Annotated in this window: 16 protein-coding genes and 2 tRNA genes; 8 read left to right on the top strand and 10 right to left on the bottom strand. The window is 67.6% G+C overall.

The window, feature by feature from the left end; all coding sequences use genetic code 11:
- Nucleotides 1-58: 58 nt before the first annotated feature.
- Entirely contained in the window at nucleotides 59-2944 is a 2886-nt protein-coding gene (locus IU514_RS05840) for an EAL domain-containing protein (RefSeq protein ID WP_228760524.1), read from the top strand.
- Nucleotides 2945-2999: 55 nt separating this feature from the next.
- On the opposite strand, the gene IU514_RS05835 is transcribed toward IU514_RS05840, so the two are convergent.
- The 3 genes from IU514_RS05835 to xseA form a co-directional block, all read right to left on the bottom strand.
- On the bottom strand, nucleotides 3000-4823 hold the full coding sequence (locus IU514_RS05835) for a vWA domain-containing protein (protein WP_194930156.1): 1824 nt from the start codon (nucleotides 4821-4823) through the stop codon (nucleotides 3000-3002).
- A gap of 143 nt (nucleotides 4824-4966) precedes the next feature.
- The gene (locus IU514_RS05830) at nucleotides 4967-6403 is read right to left on the bottom strand and encodes an aldehyde dehydrogenase family protein (RefSeq protein WP_194930155.1); all 1437 of its coding nucleotides are present in this window, start codon (nucleotides 6401-6403) and stop codon (nucleotides 4967-4969) included.
- Between the two features lie 99 nt (nucleotides 6404-6502).
- Nucleotides 6503-7846, bottom strand: a complete 1344-nt coding sequence (gene xseA / locus IU514_RS05825; RefSeq protein ID WP_194930154.1) for an exodeoxyribonuclease VII large subunit — start codon at nucleotides 7844-7846, stop codon at nucleotides 6503-6505.
- A gap of 228 nt (nucleotides 7847-8074) precedes the next feature.
- On the opposite strand from xseA, the gene ispG reads away from it, so the two are divergent.
- Together ispG and IU514_RS05815 are read left to right on the top strand one after the other, a co-directional pair.
- Nucleotides 8075-9340, top strand: a complete 1266-nt coding sequence (ispG, locus tag IU514_RS05820) for a flavodoxin-dependent (E)-4-hydroxy-3-methylbut-2-enyl-diphosphate synthase (RefSeq protein ID WP_194930153.1) — start codon at nucleotides 8075-8077, stop codon at nucleotides 9338-9340.
- Nucleotides 9330-10031: a phosphatase PAP2 family protein gene (locus IU514_RS05815; RefSeq protein ID WP_324187789.1), complete on the top strand. Its 702-nt coding sequence runs from the start codon at nucleotides 9330-9332 to the stop codon at nucleotides 10029-10031. The genes ispG and IU514_RS05815 overlap by 11 nt, the downstream gene beginning before the upstream one ends.
- A 45-nt stretch (nucleotides 10032-10076) precedes the next feature.
- Here IU514_RS05815 and IU514_RS05810 read toward each other — a convergent pair whose 3' ends face one another.
- The 5 genes from IU514_RS05810 to IU514_RS05790 form a co-directional block, all read right to left on the bottom strand.
- Nucleotides 10077-10964, bottom strand: a complete 888-nt coding sequence (locus tag IU514_RS05810) for a DMT family transporter (RefSeq protein WP_194930471.1) — start codon at nucleotides 10962-10964, stop codon at nucleotides 10077-10079.
- Between the two features lie 20 nt (nucleotides 10965-10984).
- Complete coding sequence (gene murB, locus IU514_RS05805) at nucleotides 10985-12025, bottom strand: UDP-N-acetylmuramate dehydrogenase (RefSeq protein ID WP_194930152.1); 1041 nt, start codon at nucleotides 12023-12025, stop codon at nucleotides 10985-10987.
- Complete coding sequence (locus tag IU514_RS05800; protein ID WP_194930151.1) at nucleotides 12022-13080, bottom strand: quinone-dependent dihydroorotate dehydrogenase; 1059 nt, start codon at nucleotides 13078-13080, stop codon at nucleotides 12022-12024. Before IU514_RS05800 ends, murB begins: the two co-directional genes overlap by 4 nt.
- A 101-nt stretch (nucleotides 13081-13181) precedes the next feature.
- The gene (gene amaB / locus IU514_RS05795; RefSeq protein WP_194930150.1) at nucleotides 13182-14714 is read right to left on the bottom strand and encodes an L-piperidine-6-carboxylate dehydrogenase; all 1533 of its coding nucleotides are present in this window, start codon (nucleotides 14712-14714) and stop codon (nucleotides 13182-13184) included.
- Nucleotides 14715-14734: 20 nt separating this feature from the next.
- Nucleotides 14735-14811, bottom strand: a tRNA-Arg gene (locus tag IU514_RS05790).
- A gap of 464 nt (nucleotides 14812-15275) precedes the next feature.
- Here IU514_RS05790 and ppk2 point away from each other — a divergent pair.
- Together ppk2 and IU514_RS05780 are read left to right on the top strand one after the other, a co-directional pair.
- Nucleotides 15276-16091, top strand: coding sequence for a polyphosphate kinase 2 (gene ppk2, locus IU514_RS05785; protein ID WP_228760523.1), 816 nt, complete (start codon nucleotides 15276-15278; stop codon nucleotides 16089-16091).
- An 89-nt stretch (nucleotides 16092-16180) separates the two neighbouring features.
- Nucleotides 16181-17875, top strand: a complete 1695-nt coding sequence (locus tag IU514_RS05780; protein ID WP_194930149.1) for a SulP family inorganic anion transporter — start codon at nucleotides 16181-16183, stop codon at nucleotides 17873-17875.
- 148 nt (nucleotides 17876-18023) lie between these two features.
- On the opposite strand, the gene IU514_RS05775 is transcribed toward IU514_RS05780, so the two are convergent.
- A tRNA-Ala gene (locus tag IU514_RS05775) sits at nucleotides 18024-18099 on the bottom strand.
- A 449-nt stretch (nucleotides 18100-18548) separates the two neighbouring features.
- Between IU514_RS05775 and IU514_RS05770 the strand changes: the two genes are divergently transcribed.
- Both IU514_RS05770 and IU514_RS05765 read left to right on the top strand, forming a co-directional pair.
- The gene (locus IU514_RS05770) at nucleotides 18549-18908 is read left to right on the top strand and encodes a helix-turn-helix domain-containing protein (RefSeq protein ID WP_194930148.1); all 360 of its coding nucleotides are present in this window, start codon (nucleotides 18549-18551) and stop codon (nucleotides 18906-18908) included.
- Nucleotides 18909-19054: 146 nt separating this feature from the next.
- Entirely contained in the window at nucleotides 19055-19765 is a 711-nt protein-coding gene (locus IU514_RS05765; RefSeq protein ID WP_194930147.1) for a response regulator transcription factor, read from the top strand.
- Here the strand turns inward: IU514_RS05765 and IU514_RS05760 are convergent.
- On the bottom strand, nucleotides 19747-21183 hold the full coding sequence (locus IU514_RS05760; RefSeq protein ID WP_194930146.1) for a sensor histidine kinase: 1437 nt from the start codon (nucleotides 21181-21183) through the stop codon (nucleotides 19747-19749). The genes IU514_RS05765 and IU514_RS05760 overlap by 19 nt on opposite strands.
- A gap of 347 nt (nucleotides 21184-21530) precedes the next feature.
- On the opposite strand from IU514_RS05760, the gene IU514_RS05755 reads away from it, so the two are divergent.
- A complete protein-coding gene (locus tag IU514_RS05755; RefSeq protein ID WP_194930145.1) occupies nucleotides 21531-23660 on the top strand; it encodes a hypothetical protein in 2130 nt (709 codons plus the stop codon).
- Nucleotides 23661-23716: the final 56 nt, after the last annotated feature.

The raw sequence follows: 23716 nt of genomic DNA, 5'->3' as shown, positions 1-23716 counted from the left end.
ATCACGGTATGCTGCGGATTCGCAACGGGGGCGAGCAGTGCACAGGGCTGGTATGCAGATGGCAAGCGGCAGGGAACGGGAGGCGGTCTGCGTCGACGCCCTGGCCCGCACCCTGCAGCAGACCCTGCCCGACGGCTCGCAGGTGGCGGTTGGCTGGCGCGAAGGCGGCCATGGGTCGGCCGGCTCGGTCTCGGGAGCGGCCGGCGACGGCATGCCGCAACTGGCGGAACAACTGCTGCACGGCGCCGATGCCGTCGAACATCCGCAGCGTCTCGCCACCGCATGGACATTCGATGACGGTGCGCGCGCGGCGATTGCGGCGTGGTCGGCTGAGCCGCTGACGGCATCCTCGCGCGAGGCCTGGATGACCATGGCGCAGCGCCTGGTCGCGGCCGAACTCGCCGCGGTCCGGGCCCAGTGCCGCGTCGAATCGCTGGAAAAGTCCGAACGCCTGCAGCAGGCGCTGTACGAGATCGCCGACCTGGCGGGCTCGGACCTGGAAATGCGGGACATGCTCGGCCGCATCCACCGCGTCGTCGGCGGACTGATGTTCGCCGAAAATTTCTACATCGTGCTGTACGACGATGTTCGCGACAGCCTGCGCTTCCTGTATTTCGCCGACCGCATCGACACTTACGTGGCCGAGCCCGATCGCGAGATTCCCGTCGACGAGATGCCCAACAGCCTGACGCTCGCGCTGCTGCGCCACGGCGAGCCGCTGATCGGTTCCTCCGAGGCCATCCGTGAGCGGCTGGAGATTGGCGACGACATCGCGCACGGACCGGAGGCCCAGGACTGGCTGGGCGTACCGATGCGCCGTGATGACCGCGTCTGCGGCGCACTCGTGGTGCAGAGCTACGATCGCGCTGGCATCTACGGCGACGAGGAACGCGCGCTGCTCGCCTTCGTCGCGCAACACATCCTTACCGCGCTGGACCGCTTCCGCGCACGCGAAGAGCTCGAGCGCCGCGTCGAGGAGCGCACCCAGGCGCTGCAGCTGAGCAACCGCGACCTGCAGGCCGAGATCATCGAGCGCCAGCGCGCCGAACGCCTGCAGCGCGCGTTGTTCCGCATTGCGGAGCTGTCGATCACGTCCGAGACGCTGGAACGCTTCTATACCCAGGTCCATGACGTCGTCGGCGAGCTGCTCTACGCGCGCAACTTCTACATCGCGTTGCTGACCGACGACGGCGAGCGGCTCGAGTTCCCGTATTCGGTCGACGAGCGCGACCCGGTGCGCCACAGCCGCAAGCTGGGTTCGGGCCTGACCGAGTACGTGATCGGCCAGGGCCGCCCGCTGCTGGCCGACCGCCACCGCATCGCGATGCTCGAGGCCCAGGGGCTGCTGCGCAGCCGCGGCTCACTCGCGCACTGCTGGCTCGGCGTGCCGCTGTTCCGCAACGAGGCGGTGGTGGGCGTGATCGCGGTACAGAGTTACTCGGCGGCGATCTCGTTCTCGCTGCGCGACCAGGAACTGCTGACCTTCGTCGCCCACCACATCAGCATCGGCTTGGCGCGCAAGCAATCGCAGGACCGGCTGGTGGCGGCGCATGCCGAACTGGAGCAGCGCGTGACCGCGCGCACGCGCGAGCTGGCCGAAGCCAATGCCGAGCTGCTCTCGCAGATCGGCGAGCGCCTGCGTGCCGAGCAGCAGCTCACCCATCAGGCGCTGCACGATTCCCTGACTGGTCTGCCGAACCGCGCGCAGCTGCTCGATCGCCTCAACACCGCGATCGAACGCGTCAGGGCGGACAGGGGCGGACTGTTCGCGGTGCTGTTCCTCGACCTGGATCGCTTCAAGCTGGTCAACGACAGCGTCGGCCATGCCGCCGGCGACGAACTGCTGATCGAAGCGGGGCGCCGCATCGTCTCGGCCGTGCGTTCGGACGATACCGTGGCGCGACTGGGTGGCGACGAGTTCGCGATCCTGGTCGAAGCGGTCGACGGCCTGCACGCGGTCGAAGAACTGGCACAACGCATCCTCGTGGTGCTGGGCGAGCCTTGCTGGATCGCCGGCCGCGAGGTGTTTCCGTCCGCCAGCATCGGCATCGCCGCATGGCATCCGCGCTACCGTTCCGGTGCCGAGATGCTGCGCGACGCCGACGCCGCGATGTACCGGGCCAAGTCGACGGGACGCGACCGCTGCGCCGTGTTCGACGAGGCGATGCGCGAGGAGGCGATGCGCATCCTCGACCTCGAAGCCGACCTGCGCCGCGCGATCAATGTCGACGGCTTCGTCGCGTTCTACCAGCCGATCGTGCGGCTCGACGATCGCAAGATCATCGGCCACGAGGCGCTGCTGCGCTGGCGCCACGAGCGTCGCGGCCTGCTGTTGCCGGCCGACTTCATCGGCCTGGGTGAGGACAGCGGCCTGATCGAGGAAGTGGACTGGCTGCTGTACCGGCAGGCGATCGACCAGCTGGCCCGCACCGACAGCGGCTACATCTCGGTCAATGTTTCGCCCCGCCATTTCCTGGCGTCGGATTTCGCCGATCGCCTGCTGCGCATGATCGATCGCGCCGGCGCCGATCCGCACCGCCTGCGCATCGAGATCACCGAGGTGGCGTTGCTGGACGACGTTCCGCGCGCGCTGCGCATGCTGCGCACGCTCCGCAGCCACGGCGTGCTGGCGCAGCTGGACGACTTCGGCACCGGTTTCTCGGCGCTGTCCTACCTGCACCGGTTCCCGATCGAGTGCCTGAAGATCGACCAGAGCTTCGTCGCCGGCTTGATCGGCGAAACCCAGCCGGAGAGCGTGGCCGTGGTCCGCGCGATCCAGGCGCTGGCCGGTACGCTGGGCATCCACACCATCGGCGAAGGCGTCGAGAGCGAAGCCCAGCGCAACGCCCTGCGTGAGCTGGGGTGCACGTACGGACAGGGCTTCCTGTTCGGCCAGCCGTCCGAAGACTTCCATCCGGCGCTGGTGCGGGCGCTGGTGCCCTGATCACAGGTCCGGTCCTTCCCCCGGGCACGGGAGAAGGACCGAGACGATGAACCTGTCAGCGTGACGAAATCGCCGCGTCCGTGTTGCCGCTCACCAGGCGGCGTCCCTGTTCGACCAGTTCGATGAACTCGGCGCGCTCGCCGCGCGGATCGGTCGCGGTCGCGGCGCGGGCCTCGCGCTCGATCGCCTGCCAGCTCCAGCCATCGAACGCCGTACCGCCGCGCAGCGCGTCGGCGAAGCCCGCCACCGCGGTGGCGAAGCGAAGCGCGCTGCCCGGACGCGTTCCCAATTGCGAGGCCAGGATCGGCGTTTCGATCAGGCGGCTGTTGGATTGCGTGCTCTGAGATTGCATGGGCAGCTTGTAGCGCAGGCGCAGTGTCGCGACTTCGCAACCCTTGTCCTGGCAGGCGGCAGACCGCCTCGTCGAATCGCCATAGCGCAATGCAGGCAGGCGCGTGGCATCCGATCCGGCCGGTGTGATCTCGTACAGCGCCGTGACTTCGTGGCCGGCGCCAATATCGCCGGCGTCGACGCGATCGTTGGCGAAGTCCTCATTGCGCAGCACGCGGTTCTCGTAGCCGATCAGCCGGTACTCCGCGACCTGGGCAGGGTTGAACTCGATCTGCACCTTCACGTCACGGGCGATGGTCATCAGCGTCGAGCCCATCTGCTCGACCAGTACCTTGCGTCCCTCGCGCACGCTGTCGATGTAGGCGTGGTTGCCATCGCCGACGTCGGCCAGCCGTTCGGCCATTGCGTCGTTGTAGTTGCCGGTGCCGAAGCCGAGCGTGGTCAGCGCCACGCCACTCTTGCGCTGGTCAGCGACCAGCGTCTCCAACGCCCCCTGGTCCACGGTGCCGACATTGAAGTCGCCATCGGTCGCCAGGATCACCCGGTTGACGCCGCCCTGGACGAACGCCTGCTTCGCCATCGCGTAGGCCAAGCGGATGCCGTCGCCGCCGTTGGTGCTGCCGCCGGCTTCGAGGCGGTCGAGCGCGGAGAGGATCTCGTCGTGGCGGTCGCCCGGCGTCGGCGGCAGCACCAGTCCGGCGCTGCCGGCATACACCACCATCGAGACACGATCCTCGCGGCGCAGTTGCGGCACCAGCTGGCGCAGGGATTCCTTCACCAGCGGCAGCTTGTCGGGCTCGTCCATCGAGCCGGATGTGTCGATCAGGAACACCAGGTTCGTCGGCGGCAGCTTGGCCTTGGGGACGTCGTAGCCCTTGATGCCCACCATCAGCACCTGCCGCTTCGCATTCCACGGCGCCGGTGCCAGCTCGGTCGTCACGCGGAACGGTGTCTCGCGCGAGGCCGGGGCGGGGTGGCCATAGTCGAAGTAGTTGATGAACTCCTCGGCTCGCACTGCATCCGCCGGAGGGCGCTCGCCCTGCACCAGCATGCGCCGCACGTTGGCGTAGCTGCCGGTATCGACGTCGATGGAGAACGTCGACACAGGCTGTTCCGACGCGCGCTGCACCGGATTGTCCTCGCGTGCGGCGTACTTCTCCGTGTTGGCGGGCTGCTGCGGCATGGCCATGTAGCCACTGGCGATGCGCGCGCCGGTGACGGTGATCATGTCGAGGGAGCTGGCAGGCGGTGGTGGCGGCGACGGCGCGGCAGGAGCGGCAAGCGCCTTCATTGGCGCCTGCTTCATTTGTCGCCGGGTGGCGGCCTGCGTGGCAGCGGCCTCTCTCGCCCGGTTCTGGCTCCATGCCTCGGATTCGGAAGCATCCGCCGCCGCGACGGCCGCATTGCGCAGCTCTACCGCTTCGGCGGCGGCTTCGCTTTGGCGCGCCGTCTGGCAGGCCGACAGCGCGGACAGGACGACCACGAACAGCGCGGCGCGTGCGGGGGCGGTGCGGACTTCGCGTTTCATCGGGCGTTCTCCGGTTGGGTTGCGAGAGAGAACGCGCGGGGATGGGGAATGGGGTTGAGGCGATCAGGGGCGGGCTGCGCCCCATCGCCTCGCTCATCCTTCGGCTCCGCCTGAGGCCTGCGCTCAGGACGAGCGGGTTGGTGCTACCGGATGCTGTCGCGGATCACCAGCAGCCGCTGCTCGGTCATGTCCTCGATGGCGTAGCGCACGCCTTCGCGTCCGAGGCCGGAGTGCTTCACGCCACCGTAGGGCATGTTGTCGACACGGAAGCTGGGCACGTCGCCGACGATCACGCCGCCGACTTCCAGCCGGTCCCAAGCACGCATCGCATGGTCGAGCCGGCCGGTGAACACGCCGGCCTGCAGGCCGAAATCGCTGTCGTTGACGCTGGCGATGGCGTCGTCGAAATCCTCGAACGGCTCCAGCAACGCAACCGGCGCAAACGCTTCCTTGCGGTACAGGTCGCTGTCGTGCGACACGCCTTCCATCAGCGTGGCCGGCACGAGGTTGCCGTTGCGGCTGCCACCCGCCAATACCTTGGCGCCGCCCTTGCGCGCTGCGGCGATCCAGCTTTCGACGCGTTTGGCCGCCGCCTCGTCGATCATCGGCCCGATGAAGGTCTTCTCGTCGCGCGGGTCGCCCATGCGCAACTTGGCCACCGCGGCCTTGAGCTTCTTGCGCAGTTTGTCGTGGATGTCCTTGTGCGCGTAGATGCGCTGCACGCTGATGCAGCTCTGGCCGCTCTGGTAATACGCGCCGAAGACGAGGCGCTCGACGACGTGGTCGAGCGGCATGCCGGGATCGGCATCGACGATACACGCGGCGTTTCCACCGAGTTCGAGCGTGACCTTCTTCCTGCCGGCGCGCGCCTTGAGGTCCCAGCCGACGAGTCCGCCCGTGAAGCTCAGCAGCGCGATGCGCTCGTCCTCGACCAGCTGCGCGGCATCCTCGTTCGAACATGTCAGCACCGAGAACGCACCCTTGGGAAGGTCGGTTTCGGCCAGCACCTGGCCGATGATCAGTGCGCCGATCGGCGTCTTCTCCGAGGGTTTCAGCACGAAAGGGCAGCCCGCCGCGATCGCAGGAGCCACCTTGTGCGCGACCAGGTTGAGCGGGAAGTTGAACGGCGTGATGAAGCTGCACACACCTATCGGCACACGCTTGACCATGCCGCGGTAGCCGCGCGTGCGCGGCGAGATCTGCAACTCGACGACCTCGCCGTCGATGCGCGTGGCTTCGCCGGCGGCGATGCGGAAAGTGTCGATCAGGCGGGTGACTTCGCCACGTGCGTCGCGGATCGGTTTTCCGGCCTCGATGCACAGCGCGAGCGCGAGTTCTTCGAAGCGTTCGCTGAAACGCTTCACGCAATGCTCAAGCACGTCGCGGCGCGCATCGGGCGTGAACGCCGCCACCGCCTCGCGCGCGCGGTGCGCCGCGACGATCGCCTTGCGCACCGCGGTGGCATCGGCCTTGGCCACTCGCGTGGCGCGCTTGCCGCTGTACTTGTCGAGCACGTCGAGGTCGGTGTTGGCCGAGACCGGCTGGTTGGCCAGGTAGTACGGGTAGCGTTTCGCGAGCATGGCGGTCCCTCGTAACTGCAAGATCGGACAAACGCGGTGAAGGCGGGGTCATCCGTGGCCGCGACGGTGGTGCCCGAGGACGCCCGACGCGTGTTCGCTCTACTCGTCGTGCCCGACGACCTTCATGCGCAGGCTGCCATCCACGAGCCGAGCGTCGAGATGGTCGCCGGGGGAGGCATCGAGGACGCTGCGCACGATGCGACCATCGTCGTGGCTGAGGATGCTGTAGCCGCGCGCGACGGTCGCCAGCGGGCTGACCGCTTCGAGCGAGCGCGCCAGTCCGCGCAGGCGCAGCGCGTCGTTGCCCAGGCGCCGTGCGATCGCTGCCTGCGGGCGGTGGGCGAGGGCAGCCATGCGTTCGCGCAGGCGCGCGATGCGACGCTGCGGGTGCGCGGTACGCAACACTGCATCGGCATGGCGCAGACGCGCTTCTTCACGCTCGAACTGGCGCCGCCATCCGGCGACCAGGCGACGCAGCGCTTCGTTCTGGCGATGGCGCAGCAGTTCCAATCGCGCCCGTGGCTTCCAGGCGTTCAGGCGCAGTTGCGCCCGATCGGCGCGCTGCATGGCCTGGCGCAGGCGCTGCACCTGCAGGTTGCGCAGGCGTGCTTCCAGGATGCGGAGTCGATGCAACAGATCGTCGCGCTGCGGCACCAGGAGTTCGGCCGCGACCGAGGGCGTCGGTGCGCGCACGTCGGCGGCGAAATCGCTGAGGCTGAAGTCGGTCTCGTGGCCGACCGCGGACACCACCGGCACCGGCGATGCGGCGATCGCACGCGCGAGATGCTCGTCGTTGAAGGCCCACAGGTCCTCCAGCGAACCACCGCCGCGCGCCACCACCAGCACGTCGTAGCGTTGCGAGGCGATCGCCCGCTGCAGCATGGCCACGATCCGCGCGGCGGCGCCTTCGCCCTGTACCGGCACCGGCAACACTTCGGCCTCGACCAGCGGAAAGCGCCGGGCCAGCACGCTGAGCACGTCGCGCACTGCTGCGCCGCTGGGCGAGGTGATCACGCCGATGCGCCGGGCGAAGCGCGGCAACGGCCGCTTGCGCTCGGTGTCGAACAGGCCCTCGGCGGTCAGGCGCGCGCGCAGCTCCTCATAGGCCCGGCGCAGGGCGCCTTCGCCGGCCTCTTCCATGTGGTCGAGGACCAACTGGTAATCGCCGCGAGCTTCGTACAGCGTGAGGCGGCCACGCGCCAGCACCTGCATGCCGTCGCGCGGCTGGAACCGCAGCCAGGTGCTCTTGGGCCGGAACATCGCGCAGCGCACCTGCGCACGCGCGTCCTTGAGGGTGAAATACAGGTGGCCGGAGGAGGGGCGCGAAACGTTGGCGAGCTCGCCCTCGACCCAGATCAGCGGAAAGGCGCCTTCCAGCAGGTCGCGCGCCAGCGTGTTCAGCTGGCTCGGGGTCAGGACTTCGCTGGCGTCGTCGTTGCGCATGCAGGAGGGCGGGCTTGGCGGGTCACGGTAGCACTAGGGCCTGTTAACGCATATGGGCCAGACCGCGCCGGGCCCGAGCACGTGCGAGGCCAGGAAGAGCGAGGAAGCGTATGTCGATACGCGCCCGAGCGATGACGCCGCAGGCCCGGCCCTTCGGGTTTGCGGCCTGGGCCATATTCGTTAACAGGCCCTCGGGGTCCGTGGTCACGCCGGCGGTACAATGGCCGCATGAATCAAGACGCTCCTTTGCCCTGCGCCAACCCCGGTTTTGGTCCCCTCCCGCGCCGCCTGACCCGTGCCGTCCGCATTGGCGGCGTCGACGTGGGCGGCGGCCATCCGGTGGTCGTGCAGTCGATGACCAACACCGACACCGCCGACGTTGCATCCACCACCAAGCAGGTGGCCGAGCTGTGGCGCGCGGGTTCGGAGATGGTGCGCGTCACCGTCAATACGGTCGAGGCCGCCGCCGCGGTGCCGCGCATCGTCGAGAAGCTGGCGATGATGGGCGTGGAGGTGCCGATCATTGGCGACTTCCACTACAACGGCCACCAGTTGCTGACCGCCGAGCCGGCCTGTGCCGAAGCGCTGGCCAAGTACCGCATCAACCCTGGCAACGTCGGCTTCGGCAAGAAGAAGGACACCCAGTTCGCCACGCTGATCGAGATGGCGATCAGGCATGGCAAGCCGGTGCGCATCGGCGCCAACTGGGGCTCGCTGGACCAGGCCCTGGCCGCGCAGCTGATGGACGAGAACCACAAGCTGGCCGAGCCCATGGACGCCGCCGAAGTGCTGCGCGAGGCGCTGATCCGCTCGGCGCTGGACTCGGCCGCGCGCGCGGTCGAGCTGGGTCTGCCGGCCGACCGCATCGTGCTCAGCGCCAAGGTCAGCGGCGTGCAGGAACTGATCGCGGTCTATCGCGAACTCGCGCGCCGCGGCGATTACGCGCTGCACCTGGGCCTGACCGAGGCCGGTATCGGCAGCAAGGGCATCGTCGCCTCCAGCGCCGCGCTCGGCGTGCTGCTGCAGGAAGGCATCGGCGACACCATCCGCATCTCGCTGACGCCCGAGCCCGGCCAGTCGCGCACTACGGAAGTCATCGTCGCGCAGGAACTGCTGCAGACGATGGGCATGCGCGCGTTCACGCCGATGGTCACCGCGTGTCCGGGGTGCGGCCGCACCACCAGCACCTTCTTCCAGGAGCTGGCGAAGCGGGTGCAGGAGCACGTCCGCGCGAAGATGCCGGAGTGGAAGATCAGCCATCCGGGCGCGGAGAACCTGACGCTCGCGGTGATGGGCTGCGTGGTCAACGGTCCGGGCGAGTCGCGCCACGCCAACATCGGCATCTCGCTGCCGGGCACGGGCGAGGCGCCCTCGGCGCCGGTGTTCGAGGACGGCGAGAAGACCGTCACGCTGCGCGGCGAGAACATCGCCCACGAGTTCGTTGAGCTCATCGACCGCTACGTCGAGCGCACCTACGGCGCGCGTGGCGGCTGACCACGAAAGTCCCGTCACGGAAGAACTGCGCTTCGGCGCAGGCTTCCTGCGCCGGCACGGCTGGCGCCTGCTGCTCGTGTTCATCGGCCTGCTGCTTCCGATGTGGGGTTTCGCCGAACTGGCCGACGAGATCCACGAGCAGGAGGCCATCGCCTTCGACGAACCGATCCTGCGTTTCGCGCACGAGATGGCGCGCGAGGGTTTCGACCGTTTCTTCGTGCTGATATCGCGGGCCGGCTACCAGTGGGGCGTGGTGCCCTTCGACATCGCGCTGGTGCTGCTGCTGACCGCGTTGCGCCGATACCGCGAAGCGACCTTCGCGGCAGTCGCGCTTGGCGGGTCGGCATTGCTCAACCTGGCGGCCAAGCCTGCATTCGCACGGGCGCGTCCTGCGTTGTGGGAGTCGATCGCGCCGGAAGCCAATTTCAGTTTTCCCAGCGGCCACGCGATGGGGTCGATGACGCTGGCCTGCGTGCTGGTGCTGCTCGCCTGGCGCACACGCTGGCGCTGGCCGCTGCTGCTGGCGCTGCTGCCTTTCGTGGTACTCGTCGGCCTGTCGCGCGTGTACCTGGGCGTGCATTACCCATCCGACATCCTCGCCGGCTGGGCCGCGGCGATGGCGTGGGCGGTGGCGGTGTTCCTGACGGTTTACGGAGTGCATCGGCGGCCATGGCCGTCGACCAATATCTGAATTCCAGCGCCGGACACTTGGACGACGGCCCGGGAGCGCCGGGCATCACTCGCCCGGCTTGGCGCCCTCGCTCGGCGCTTCGGACGCGGCGCGACGCGACAGCAGCGCTTCGCGGTGCGCGATGTAGGCGTTGGCCGAAAGGATGATCGCCGCGCCCACCCAGGTCCACACGCCGACGCTCTCGCCGAACCACAGCCAGCCCGCGGTGGCGACCAGCGGCAACTGCATGAAGCTGATCGGCGTCAGCGCCGAGACCTCGCCGAGCTTGAGCGCGTGCGTCCACAGCACCTGTCCGGCGGTGCCGAATATGCCGGATCCGATCACCCACAGCCAGGCGATGCCGTGCGGCCACTCCCAGACCCACAGCGCCGGTGCCAACGACATCGGCACCCAGAACAGATACGTGTACAGCACGATCGTGTTGGCAGGATCGACGCGCGAGAGCTGCTTGATCTGGATCGCGACGATGCCACTCAGCACCGCCGCCAGCAACGCGATCAGCGTGCCGGTGGTGAACTCGGCCGATCCCGGACGCACGATCACCAGCACTCCGACGAAACCGATGATCACTGCGGCCCAGCGCCGGCCGCGCACGTGCTCGCCGAGGAACAAGGCAGCGGCAATGGTCACGAATACCGGCGTCGAGTAGGACAGCGAGATCGCCTGCGCCAGCGGCAGGTGCCCGATCGCCCAGAAGCCGGCGAGCATCGAGCCGATGCCGATCGCGCAGCGGATGAAGTAACGTGGCAGCTGCTGCGTGCGCAGCGACGCGGGATCCATGCCGATCACCAGCGGTAGCACCGCCAGCAGCCCGAAGAGGTTGCGGAAGAACGCGATCTCGAACGTATGCAGCGTCTGCGACGCCAGCCGGATGGTGATCGCCATCACCCCGAACGAGATCGTGCTGGCGAGCATGAAGCCCGCGGCGCGCATCGGGTGGTGGGCGGGCGTGCTCACCAGGCCGCGCCGATGACCCGCGGTTCGGGCTCGATGGCAACGCCGAAACGCGTTTGCACGGAATCGGCGATGCGGCGGGCCAGGTCGAGCAGTTGCCGGCCTGTTGCGTTGCCGTGGTTGACCAGCACCAGCGCATGCGTCGGGGCCACGCCGGCGTCGCCGTCGCGGTGTCCCTTCCAGCCGCAGGCATCGATGAACCAGGCAGCCGAGAGCTTCTTCGTGCCGGCATCGCTGCCGCGGAACACCGGCATCTGCGGATACTCCGACAGCAGCGCCTCCGCTTGCGCCATCGGCACGATCGGGTTCTTGAAGAAGCTGCCGGCGTTGCCCAGCACGACCGGGTCGGGCAGCTTCTGACGGCGGATCGCGATGACCGCCTCGGCGACATCGTGCGGCGTCGGGTTGGCGATGCCTTTCGCCGCCAGCGCGTCGCCGATGCCGGCGTAGTCGAGTTTCAGCGAGGGCGCGCGCGGCAAGTCGAACTCGACCGCCGTGACGACGTAGCGGTCGGGCGCATGCTTGAACACGCTGTCGCGGTAGGCGAACGCGCAGGCCTGCGCATCCAGGCGACGCACCTGGCCGGTGGCGGGTTCGAACGCCTCCACGGCATGGATGAACTCGCGCACTTCCACGCCGTAGGCGCCGATGTTCTGGATCGGCGCGGCGCCGACCGTGCCCGGGATCAGTGCCAGGTTCTCGAGTCCGGCGAATCCTTCGGCCAGCGTGTGCATGACGAACCAGTGCCAGGCGACGCCGGCATCGGCGCGAACGATCGCGCGTTCACCGTCATCGCGAACGATGCGCACGCCGCGCGCGGTCAGCGCGAGCAGCGGGACGTCGGGGTTGCCGGCGAACAGCAGGTTGCTGCCGCCGCCGATGACGAGCGTGGGACGTCCGGCGAACTCGGGTCGCGCCAGCAGTTCCGGCAACGCGGCGGCGTCGGATACTTCGGCCAGCAGCGGCGCGGTCGCCTCGACACCGAAGGTGTTGCGCGTGAGCAGCGGGGCATCGCGGAGGATGCGGATGGTCTCGCTCATATGACCGGCGGCACGTGGCCCCGGCTGGGGGCTTCCTTGCGGCGGCGCATCGCCTCGACGCATTCGTCGATGAGCGCCGGGCCGCGATAGACCAGGCCGCTGTAGCACTGCACCATTGTCGCGCCTGCGGCCATCTTGGTGACGGCGTCGGCGCCGGACAGGATGCCGCCGACGCCGATCATCGGGATCGATTCGGGTAGTCGCGTGCGCATCATCCGCAGCACCGCGGTGGCCTGCGTCATCAGCGGACGGCCTGACAGGCCACCCTGTTCGCCCGCGAGTGGCGAGTTCTCCACGCCGGTGCGGGCGATGGTGGTGTTGGTGGCGATCACGCCGTCCACCTGCAGGTCGCTGAGCACGCGCGCGGCGGCCTCGACGTCGTTGTCGGAGAGGTCGGGGGCGATCTTCACCAGCATCGGCACGCGCCGGCCGTGGCGTGCGCCGAGCTTCTCCTGCGCCTCGCGCAGCGTGCCGACCAGGCGGCGCAGCGCCTGCTCTTCCTGCAGTTCGCGCAGGCCGGCGGTATTGGGCGAGGAGATGTTGACGGTGATGTAATCGGCGAGCGGATACACGCGCTCCATGCAGATCAGGTAATCCCGTTCTGCAGAGTCGTTGGGCGTGTCCTTGTTCTTGCCGATGTTGATGCCGAGCAGCCCGCCCTTGCGCTGGGCGCGTTCGACGTTGCGCACGAGCACGTCGACGCCTTCGTTGTTGAAGCCAAGGCGGTTGATCACCGCCTCGTGTTCCGGCAGTCGGAACATGCGCGGCTTCGGATTGCCTTCCTGGGGGCGCGGCGTGATCGTGCCGACCTCGACGAAGCCGAAGCCCAGCGAGAGCAGGGCGTCGATGTGCGCACCGTTCTTGTCCAGGCCGGCGGCGAGGCCGACCGGATTGGGGAACGTCAGGCCGAAGGCCTTGGTCGGCAGCGGCGTCGGGCGCCGCGACAGCAGCGGATTGAGGCCGGCGCGATACGCCACCTCCATCGCCTGCAGGCCGAGGCCGTGCGCGGTCTCGGCATCGAGAGTGAAGAGGAATGGGCGGGCAAGTCCGTACATGGGCGGGTCAGCGACTCGTCGTTGGTCCGGATTGTGGTTCCATCGTCATTCCCGCACGCGACCGGAAGACGCCGGTCGCGTGCGGGAATGGAGGTTCGAGCTTACAGGTCGAACTTGATGCCCTGTGCCAGCGGCAGCGAGTCAGAGTAGTTGATGGTGTTGGTCTGGCGGCGCATGTACGCCTTCCACGCGTCGGAGCCCGACTCGCGGCCACCACCGGTTTCCTTCTCGCCGCCGAACGCACCACCGATCTCGGCGCCGGAGGTGCCGATGTTGACGTTGGCGATGCCGCAGTCGGAACCAGCCGCCGACAGGAAAGCCTCGGCCGCCTTCAGGTTCTGCGTGAAGATCGCCGACGACAGGCCCTGCGGCACGTCGTTCTGCAGGTGGATGGCTTCGTCCAGGTCGCGGTACTTCATCACGTACAGGATCGGCGCGAAGGTCTCGTGTTGGACGATCTCGGCGTCGTTGGCCAGGCCAGTGACGATCGTCGGCAGGACGAAGTTGCCCTTGCCCTCGATCGCTGCACCGCCGGTCTCGATCTTGCCGCCCGATGCCTTGGCCTTCTCGACGGCGTCGAGGTAGGCCTGCACGCCATCGCTGCTGTTGAGCGGGCCCATCAGGTTGGTCGGGTCGGTCGGGTCGCCGATCTTCTTCTCGACCTGCTTGTACGCCGTGACCAGCTTGCCCAGCACGTCGGCGTAGATCGACTCGTGCACGAACAGGCGGCGCGTCGTGGTGCAGCGCTGGCCGGCGGTGCCGACCGCGCCGAACACGATCGCCGGGATCGCCAGCTTCAGGTCGGCGCTGGGGTCGACGATGATCGCGTTGTTGCCGCCCAGTTCCAGCAGCGAACGGCCCATGCGGCGGGCGACGCGCTCGCCGACGATACGGCCGACCTTGGTCGAGCCGGTGAAGCTGATCAGCGGGACGCGCTTGTCGTCGACGAAGCCGGATGCCAGTTCGGTGCCGGCGTCGTTGAACAGGTAGAAGATGTCCGGGAAGCCACCGGCGCGCAGGGCTTCGTTGCAGATCTTCATCGAGGCGATCGCCGAGAGCGGGGTCTTCGGCGACGGCTTCCAGATGGTGATGTCGCCGCAGATCGCCGCGATGAACGAGTTCCAGGCCCACACCGCGACCGGGAAGTTGAACGCCGAGATCACGCCGACGATGCCGATCGGGTGCCACTGCTCGTACATGCGGTGGCCTGGGCGCTCGGAATGCATGGTCAGACCGTAGAGCTGGCGCGACAGACCGACGGCGAAGTCGCCGATGTCGATCATTTCCTGCACTTCGCCGTCGCCCTCAGGCTTGGACTTGCCCATTTCCAGCGCGACGAGCGAGCCCAGCGCGTCCTTGTGCTTGCGCAGGGCGTCGGCACACAGGCGGATCGCCTCGCCGCGGCGCGGGGCCGGGGTGGTGCGCCACACCTTGTAGGCGGCCTGGGCGCGCTCGACGATGGTGTCGTAGTCGGCCTGCGAGGAGGCGTAGACCTTGCCCAGCACGTCGCCCGTGGTCGGATTGATCGGCTCCAGCACGCCGGCGTCGCGGGTCTGCGACCACTGGCCGCTGCCGAGATAGGTGCCGGATTCGCTGTCGTTCAGGCCGAGTGCGGCGAGCACGGGGTGGGTCATTAGCTAGCTCCTAGGGGAAATGGCGGCCCCGACACGATTCGAACGTGCGACCTTCCCCTTAGGAGGGGGACGCTCTATCCAGCTGAGCTACGGGGCCATGCTTTTGGATCAATAGCTTACAGTCGCCGGGGAGGCCTTGCGTGGCTTCACCCGTGCGGCCGGGCGCATCCGACTGCAGCTGTCGTGACGATTGTATCAACTGCTGAACGAAGGTCGCCCGGTCCCGGAGCCAAGCCGTCGTCGTGGCGCAGCCCGATGAGCCGCACTGGAACGCCGACTCATCGCGCGCAGCTCCCGCAAGGAGAACCGATTGCGGAGGAACGGGCCAACCGACATCACGATGCTGCAGGCCTTCGAGCAGGCGGAGAAGAGGCCGCGCCGCGTGAAACCACCATCACGCCGGGCCCGGCAGGCGCGGCGCAGAATGGCTTGCAGGGGAACAGGCTTGTCGGGGCGCTTCCCCATGAGTGGGTATCCCGAGGCCGCCGGTTGGCGGTGGTGCCGAGCGATCGGCAACCGCAGGCGAGGCGGGCCGTCATGGCGAAAAAGCGGAGCCGCGACATGAAAGCACGCAAACACAACGACGACCCCGCCGCTCCGCCGGAGATGATGAAGCGGAAGGAGTACGAAGCCGAACTCGACAAGCTGCACGTCGAGCTGGTCAAGCTGCAGATGTGGATCGCCGCCAGCAAGGAGAAGGTCTGCGTCGTGTTCGAGGGGCGCGACACGGCCGGGAAAGGCGGGGTCATCAAGGCGATCACCGAGCGCGTGAGCCCACGCGTGTTCCGCGTGGTGGCGTTGCCGGCGCCAACCGAGCGCGAAAAAAGCCAGATGTACTTCCAGCGTTACATGCGTTACCTGCCGGCGGCCGGCGAGATCGTGATCTTCGACCGCAGCTGGTACAACCGCGCTGGGGTCGAGCGCGTGATGGGGTTCACCAGCGAGGAGGACGTGCGCCGGTTCCTGCGCATGGTGCCGTCAGTGGAAGCAGCAATCATCGACTCCGGGACCATCCTGCTCAAGTACTGGCTGGAAGTCAGCGCGGATGAGCAGACGCAGCGCCTGAAGGACCGTATCACCGACGGACGCAAGCTGTGGAAGCTTTCGCCCATGGATTTGAAGTCGTATGGACGCTGGTACGACTACTCGCGCGCGCGAGACGACATGTTCGAGGCAACCGACACGCTGCAGGCACCCTGGTACGTTGCGCGCACCGACGACAAGCGCCGCGGGCGGCTCAACATCATCCGGCACCTGCTCGACCACATCCCCTACGAGGAACTCGCACGCGAGAAGGTGCGCCTGCCAAAGCGGCAGAAGCGCGGCGATTACGTCGAGCCTGACTATCCGTTCAACTACATCAAAGAGCGATACTGATCCCGCTGGGCCCGCGCACGCGCCGCCCGGGCTGCGTTGCCGACCCATCGCCGCGAACGGCATCACCTGGCTACGTGCGGAGCTCGCGCATGAACGACTGGAAGCGTTGGCTACCCGGACTGCAGACCATTCGTGACTACCGGGCCGCCTGGCTGCCCAACGATCTCATGGCCGGCCTGGTGCTGACCGCGATGCTGGTGCCGGTCGGCATCGCCTATGCCACGGCCTCGGGCGTGCCGGGCATCTACGGCTTGTACGCCACCATCGTGCCGCTGCTCGCGTACGCGCTGTTCGGCCCGAGTCGCATCCTCGTACTGGGGCCGGATTCGTCGTTGGCCGCGGTGATACTGGCGGTGGTGTTGCCGTTGTCCGCGGGCGACCCGGCGCGCGCGGTGCTGGTGGCGAGCCTGATGGCGGTGGTGTCGGGACTGTTCTGCATCATGATCGGCGTGCTGCGGCTGGGGTTCATCACCGAGTTGCTGTCCAAACCGATCCGCTACGGCTACATGAACGGCATCGCGCTCACGGTGCTTATCAGCCAGCTGCCGAAGCTGCTCGGCTTCAAGATCGAAAGCACGGGGCCGCTGCGCGACATCGTGCGGATCGTCCGGGCCATTCTCGACGGCCAGACCAACTGGGTGGCGTTGGCCGTCGGCGCCGGCACGTTGATGGCGATCCTGCTGCTCAAGCGCTTCAAGCGCCTTCCCGGCCTGCTCATCGCGGTGGTGGCGGCCACGGTCGTGGTCGGTGTGCTCGGGCTGGACGAGAGCGCCGGGGTGAAGGTGCTGGGCCCACTGCCGCAGGGCCTGCCTTCGTTCGTGTTGCCGTGGATCGAACCGGCCCACCTCGCACAGGTGGTGATTGGCGGTTGTGCCGTGGCGATGGTGGCGTTTGCCGACACCAGCGTGCTGTCTCGCACTTACGCGGCCAAAACCCGCACGGTGGTCGACCCGAACCAGGAGATGATCGGGCTCGGCGCGGCAAACCTGGCGGCCGGGCTGTTTCAGGGGTTTCCGATCAGCAGCAGTTCCTCGCGCACGCCGGTGGCGGAAGCGGCAGGTGCGAAGACCCAGCTCACCGGCGTGATCGGAGCGCTGGCGGTGGCCACGCTGTTGCTGGTCGCACCGAACCTGCTGAAGTACCTGCCCAGCACCGCGCTCGCCGCAGTGGTGATCGCCGCGGCGATCGGCCTGTTCGAGTTCAACGACCTGCGTCGCATCCTGCGCATGCAGCCGTGGGAGTTCTGGCTGTCGATTGCGTGTTTCGTCGGCGTGGCCGTCTGGGGCGTGATTCCCGGCATCGGCATCGCTGTCGCCATCGCGGTGATCGAATTCCTTTGGGACGGCTGGCGGCCGCACCACGCCGTGATGGGGCGCGTCGATGGAATCCGCGGCTATCACGACATCCGCCGCTATCCGGAAGCACGCCTGGTGCCTGGCCTGGTGTTGTTCCGCTGGGATGCGCCGCTGTTCTTCGCCAATGCCGAGCTGTTCCACCAGCGCGTGCTGGAGGCGATAGCGCAATCGCCGACGCCGGTGCGGCGGATCATCGTCGCGGCCGAGCCGGTCACCGGCATCGATGTAACCTCGGCGGACATGCTGGCCGACCTGCAGCGCACGTTGAGCGAGGCGGGCGTCGAGCTGCGCTTCGCCGAGTTCAAGGACCCGGTCAAGGACAAGCTGCGACGGTTCGAGATCCTCGACAGCCTGGGCCCGCAGTACCCGACCATCGGCGCCGCCGTCGATGCGTACCTCGCCGACTATGCGGTGGATTGGAAGCCGTAAAGGGCAGTGCCGCAGGGTCGGGTTTTGCGCGTCCGAAGTGACGTCACCCGATAAGTCCGCCGCGACCAGTGCCTCAACACGATGGCCGGTACCGTGCGGGCACGAAAAAGCCGGCACTAGGCCGGCTTCTCGTAAGTCTTTGATTTCATGGTGGAGCGGAGGAGGATCGAACTCCCGACCTTCGCATTGCGAACGCGACGCTCTCCCAGCTGAGCTACCGCCCCATGAAAGGAAGGCAGTTTAGCGGCGCGGCGGCGGGGATGCCAGCCCCGGGCGGGCTTTGATGGCGCCGGCAGCGACCCGGAAGGCCGGCCGATGTTGTCGCAGATTCCAGCCGGGTGAGTGGCGAATCAACTGCCGCAACGGTTGCCTGATGATAGGAAGGTGCTCGGGAGTGGCACGGCGACCGTTTCTGTCGGCAACGTGCTGTCTTCTGGTCACATATGGCGGCGTCGTCGCTGCCATAAGCGTTTCCGCGGACGTTGGCGCGCTTTCTCCCGAATTCCCTGCGACCGGAAGTCGCCATCCCGATGCGACAGGCCATGACCCGTGCCCGGATCGGTCGACGTTGATGCGTGTGACTCGCGAGTGTAGCGAACGCAAGCAGAAGGCCTTCGAGGCCGTCCGTCCTCGAATGTGCATCGTCCATGTTTCTCGTTCCACAGGGGGGATCATGTTCTCCATGTCGTCGCGGATCCGTCGTGCCAGAGTGAGCGCCGGCCTGACCCAGGCCGAGCTGGCGCGCCGGCTCGGCGTGCAGCGCAGTGCGGTGACGCAGTGGGAGCGCGACAGCGGTACGCATCCCAGCGTTGCACACCTGGCCCAGATCGCGTGCGAAACCGGCGTGCACTTCGAATGGCTGGCCACGGGGCGCGGCGAGTCGCAGCCGTCGCCGGGGGCGCTCGAAACAGCTCTGACCGCCCAGGACTATGCGCGCGACGAACTCGAAAGCCGCGCGCTGATCGGGCTGCGTCGCGTGAACAGCCGCCGGCGGGAAGCGGTCGTCAAGGTCATCGAACTGCTCGCGAGCTGACGGCCGCCACTGGCCGCATCCTCGCTGCGGGAAGCCGCAGGCCGCCCGGTTTGCCGCCGCCGCGCACACAGCCTGTTCCAGCGATGAGGCCCAGGCTGTCATCGTGAGCATCGTAAGATGCGGGCCTTCCCATGTCCGGGCCGCCCATGGAATCCCGCTCCGCCTACGACAACCTGCGTATCGCGCTGGTCGAAGATGACGACGTGCTGCGCGATTCGGTGCTGGTGCCGCGCATGCTCGGCTACGGCTTCGACCTGGTGGGGATGCGCAGTGCGCGGGAGCTGCACGAGCTCCTGCAGACCGATCCACCCGACATCGTGATCCTCGACATCGGCCTGCCCGACGCCGATGGTTTCCAGCTGGCGGCGTCGTTGCGCGACAGCGACCCGCGCCTGGGCATCGTCATGCTGACCGGACGCGCCGAGAACGATGCGCGCATCCGTGGACTGGTCGAGGGCGCCGACGCCTATCTTTCCAAGCCCGTCGACCTCGGCCTGCTTGCGGCGACGCTGCACAGCCTGGCGCGCCGCATCGGCCGCCACTCGAATGCCGGTTTCCGCCGCTCCAGCGGCAAGTGGCACCTGGATGCCGAAGGCTGGTGCCTGGTGACGCCCGCCGGTACGAGCATCGCGCTGAGCAAGACCGAACGGCGACTCGTGAAGCCCCTGATGTCCGCGGCAGGCAGGCTGGTGACGCGTGCGCAGATCATCGACGCACTCACCTCCGATGCGCACGAGTTCGACCCCCACCGGCTCGACTCGCTGATCCATCGCCTGCGCCGCAAAGTCAGCGGCGCCAGCGGCGAAGCGCTGCCGCTGACGGCGGTGCACGGCGAAGGCTACGTGCTCAAGGCATAGGCGGTCGCGGCAAGTGGCACCGGTTCGGAAGCGGCCAGCGGCAGACTGATGCAGGCCGTCGTACCGCGTCCAGGCTCGCTTTCCAGGTGGATGCGTCCCTTGACGGCGGTCACCAGGGCGTGGGCCGTGGCGAGACCAAGTCCCGTTCCGGTGCCGGCCGGCTTGGTGCTGAAGAACGGCTCGAACACGCGGTCGATGATCTGTTTCGGTATGCCGGGACCGTCGTCCGACATCCGGATCTCGATGGAGGCCCCAGCCTGCCGCACCTGGACATGGAACTTCCCGCCCGCGGGCATCGCATCGCGTGAGTTGGAGGCGATGTTGAGCACCGCAAGCTCGAACTGTCCACGATCGATGTGTACCGGCATGGCTTCGCCGGGGACGTCCAATGACAGGCCGATCGAGCGCGGCAGCAATCGACGCAGCATCGGCTCGATGTCGCGTATGGCTTCGCCCGCGCAGACGATCACCGGGCGCGACGGGTCCTGCCGGCTGAAGCACAGCAACTGCCGTGTCAGGTTCATGCCCTTGTTCGCGGTGTGCTCGATGCCTTCGAGCGCGTCGGCCATCTCGTAGGCGGCCGCCTTGATACCGACGTCGGTGTCGTCCAGCTGGTGACGAGCCTCGGTGTACCCGACGACGACGCCCAGGATGTTGTTGAAGTCGTGCGCGACGCCGCTTGCGAGGCGGCCGACCGCTTCCATCTTCTGGGCATGCACGAGTTGCGACTGGGCGCGCTCGCGTTCGGCGATCTCGCGGCTCAGCTCGCGACCGCGCTCCTGCGACTCCGACAGACTCGAACGCAGCGCGGTGATGCAGCGGTCCAGCACCAGCGTGACGACGAAGTAGCTGAACGCCGCCGAAGGCAGGAAATGGAACGCCATTTCGATGGATTCGCCGCGACGGTGCGCCTCCAGTGCATCGATGCCGAACCCGGCAGTGAATGCCGCTATCAGTGCCAGGAACACGCCCCACAACGCGCGCCGGCCCAGTACCAGGCCGCCGATGGACAGCGTCAGCATCTGCGAGGTCTGGTCGATCGCATGCTTCTGGAAACCCACCGCGAGATGGCCGATGAACAGCGCCACCAGCAGCGCCGATACGAACATCGTCACCGCATGCCGGAAGCGGCCGCGGCGGATCATTGTGATGCCACAGAACGCCAGTGCCGCAGTGACCATGTCCATCGCGCCGATGAGCAGCCAGCCTTTCGGAATCTCCGTGATCGACGCCAGATGACGCGCCCAGCTGAGCGGAAGCGTCGTGCCGAACACGAAGAAGAGCAGCTGCATCGTGGGCGCATTGCGCCGATCGATGGGGTCCTCGATGGGCACGTTCGAAAGCCATCTCATCGCAGGTGCGATGGCAGCACGGATCCGGCGAAGCAATGCGGCGATGGCGTCGTCGTTGGAGGGCATCTGCGGTCGAGGTTCCGGAAAAAGCGTGAGAAATAGGGAAGAAATAGCGCAGCCAGCGTGCGTGACAAGTCATTGAACTGAAACGTAGTGTCCCGTTCGTTCCATGGACTGCGGGCGCCGAGTATGCCGCGCGACGGAACGATTGCACCGCCGGGGAAGCGGCATGGGAGAGGGGCGATCACGAACGCACGCCGCAGCGGCGTTGCATGCCCTTCGATTTCAAGCGAATGGTTGGAATCAGCCGAAAGGGTTGGATGACTATGCTTTGCACGATCGGGACGAGGAAATCGAACAAAGCGGACGCCACGCTAGCGTCTGCACTGAACACGAATGCCGGACGTAACGGCATGCCTGTGCGCACGGCACTCGCAATGGCGCTGGGATTGCTCATTGCCACGCCGGTGATGGCGAACGAGCCGGTGTCGAACGGGAAGGCCGCCGCCACTGAAACGGCCGCCGCAGATGAGAGCGGCGACACCGTCGAAGTGGCCGATGCCGCGTCGGCGGAAAACTACTTCCAGGCCGATGGTGCCGGCGACGGCAGCGATTCGGCCGCCACCGCCGGCACGTACGCCATTGCTGCGGGCGCCTCCAGTTTTGCTGGCGCCGATAACGCAGCGGCGTTCGGCTATGGCGCGATGGCGTTGGGTGCCGACAGCACGGCGGTCGGCGCATTGAGCCTGTCCGTTGGGCAGGGGGCTTCGGCGTTTGGCTTCAGCACCACCGCCACCGGCGATTACAGCTCGGCATTGGGCTACGGCTCCAACGCAGGTGGTTTCGCTTCGCTGGCGATGGGCTACAACGCCAGCAGCAACGGCGCCGGCGCGATTGCGATCGGCACCGAGGCGACGCTGGCAGTGAGCCCGGCTCCGTGGGACGGCACCGCGACCTTCGTGACGCGCGCCGACGGCGTGCTGTCAACTGCACTCGGTCCCGGTGCCGCATCCGACGGCGCCGTGTCGGTCGCGATCGGCCCCGGCGCGGAATCGCGCGGCTTTCTCAGCGTGGCGATCGGCCACCGTGCGCAGGCCAGCGACAAAGCCACCGCGGTCGGCAATTTCGCATTGGCAAGCGATTACCTGAGCTCCGCATTCGGCAGCGAGGCAGAAGCCACGGCTCACGCCGCCACGGCGATCGGCGGCGCATCGACTGCACGCGGCCGGAACTCAACCGCGCTCGGCACCGGCACGTTGGCGCACGGCGACGAGTCGACCGCGGCGGGCGCTTTTGCGATGGGCTGGGGCTTCCAATCCATTGCGATGGGCAACGCAGCCATCTCCCAATCCACCGGAACCGTCGCGATCGGCTTCCAGACCTTTACCTGGGGCGAGGGCAGTGTCGCGTTGGGCTATCAGGCCCTGACCGGCGGTGATCGGCCATGGAAGGAGCCGCCACCGCCGTGCGACCCTGCGACGCAGGACTGCGGCGGCGTCATCATCGGTCCGTTCGATTACGAAGGCCCCGAGCAGCCGCCTCACGCGGTGGCGATTGGCGAGAAGGCGCATGCATTCGGCAGCGGCAGCCTGGCATTGGGTTACCAGAGCCTGACCATGGGCGAGAGCAGCGTCGCGTTGGGCGCCAACTCGATGACCGACCGCGACAACACGGTATCGGTCGGTGCATCGCAGTCGTGGATGCGCCGCGACGGTTCCACGATTGCCGCCTTCACGCGCCAGATCGTCAACGTGTCCGCGGGTACGGAAGCCACCGATGCGGTGAACGTCGGGCAGCTCGGTCAGTACGCCGGGGCGCTGGGTGGCGGTGCCAGCATGCAGTTCGGTGTGCTGAACGCGCCGACCTATTCGATCCAGGGAACCGCCTACAACGACGTGGGATCGGCGCTCGCCGCGGTGGACAGCCGGTTGAGCGGCCTGCAGGACACCATCGACGATCTGCCCGAGCCGCAGCTGCCCGAGCCGCCGGCCAATCCGCAACCGCCCGCGAGCGGCGACGGCGTCGCCTACGACGGCGGCACGAAGGCAAGCCTGACGCTGGCCGGTGCCAATGGCACGCAGATCCGCAACCTGGCCAATGGCGTGGCCACGACCGATGCCGCCACCAAGGGGCAGATGGATGTGGCCGATGCGGCCACGCTGGCCACCGCCAACCAGTACACCGACGCCACGGCCACGCGCACTCTGTCATCGGCCAACACCTATACCGACCAGCGCTTCCAGACGCTCAGCGACCAGTTCAGCGACTTCACCCAGGACATCGAGAACCGCTTCTCGCAGCAGGACAAGCACCTGGACAAGATGGGCGCGATGAACTCCGCGATGATGAGCATGGCGATCAACGCGGCCAACACGCATAGCCCTCGTGGTCGCGTGGCGGTCGGCGCCGGCTGGCAGAACGGCGAGAGCGCGCTTTCGGTCGGCTACGCCAAGCCGATCGGCACCCGTGCTTCTTTCAGCATCGGCGGTGCCTTCACCGACGACGACAGTTCGGCCGGCATCGGCTTCGGTCTCGACCTCTGACCCCAGGTTGTGCGCACCGTGCGATGCGCGGTGCGCCCTCTCAAACAGGACACTCC

The sequence above is a fragment of the Lysobacter niastensis genome (genome assembly GCF_015453285.1).
In the GTDB taxonomy this organism is placed as follows: Bacteria; Pseudomonadota; Gammaproteobacteria; order Xanthomonadales; family Xanthomonadaceae; genus Lysobacter_J; species Lysobacter_J niastensis.
Note: the sequence above shows the minus strand (reverse complement) of the source record. Positions and strands in the feature narration are given on the sequence as shown.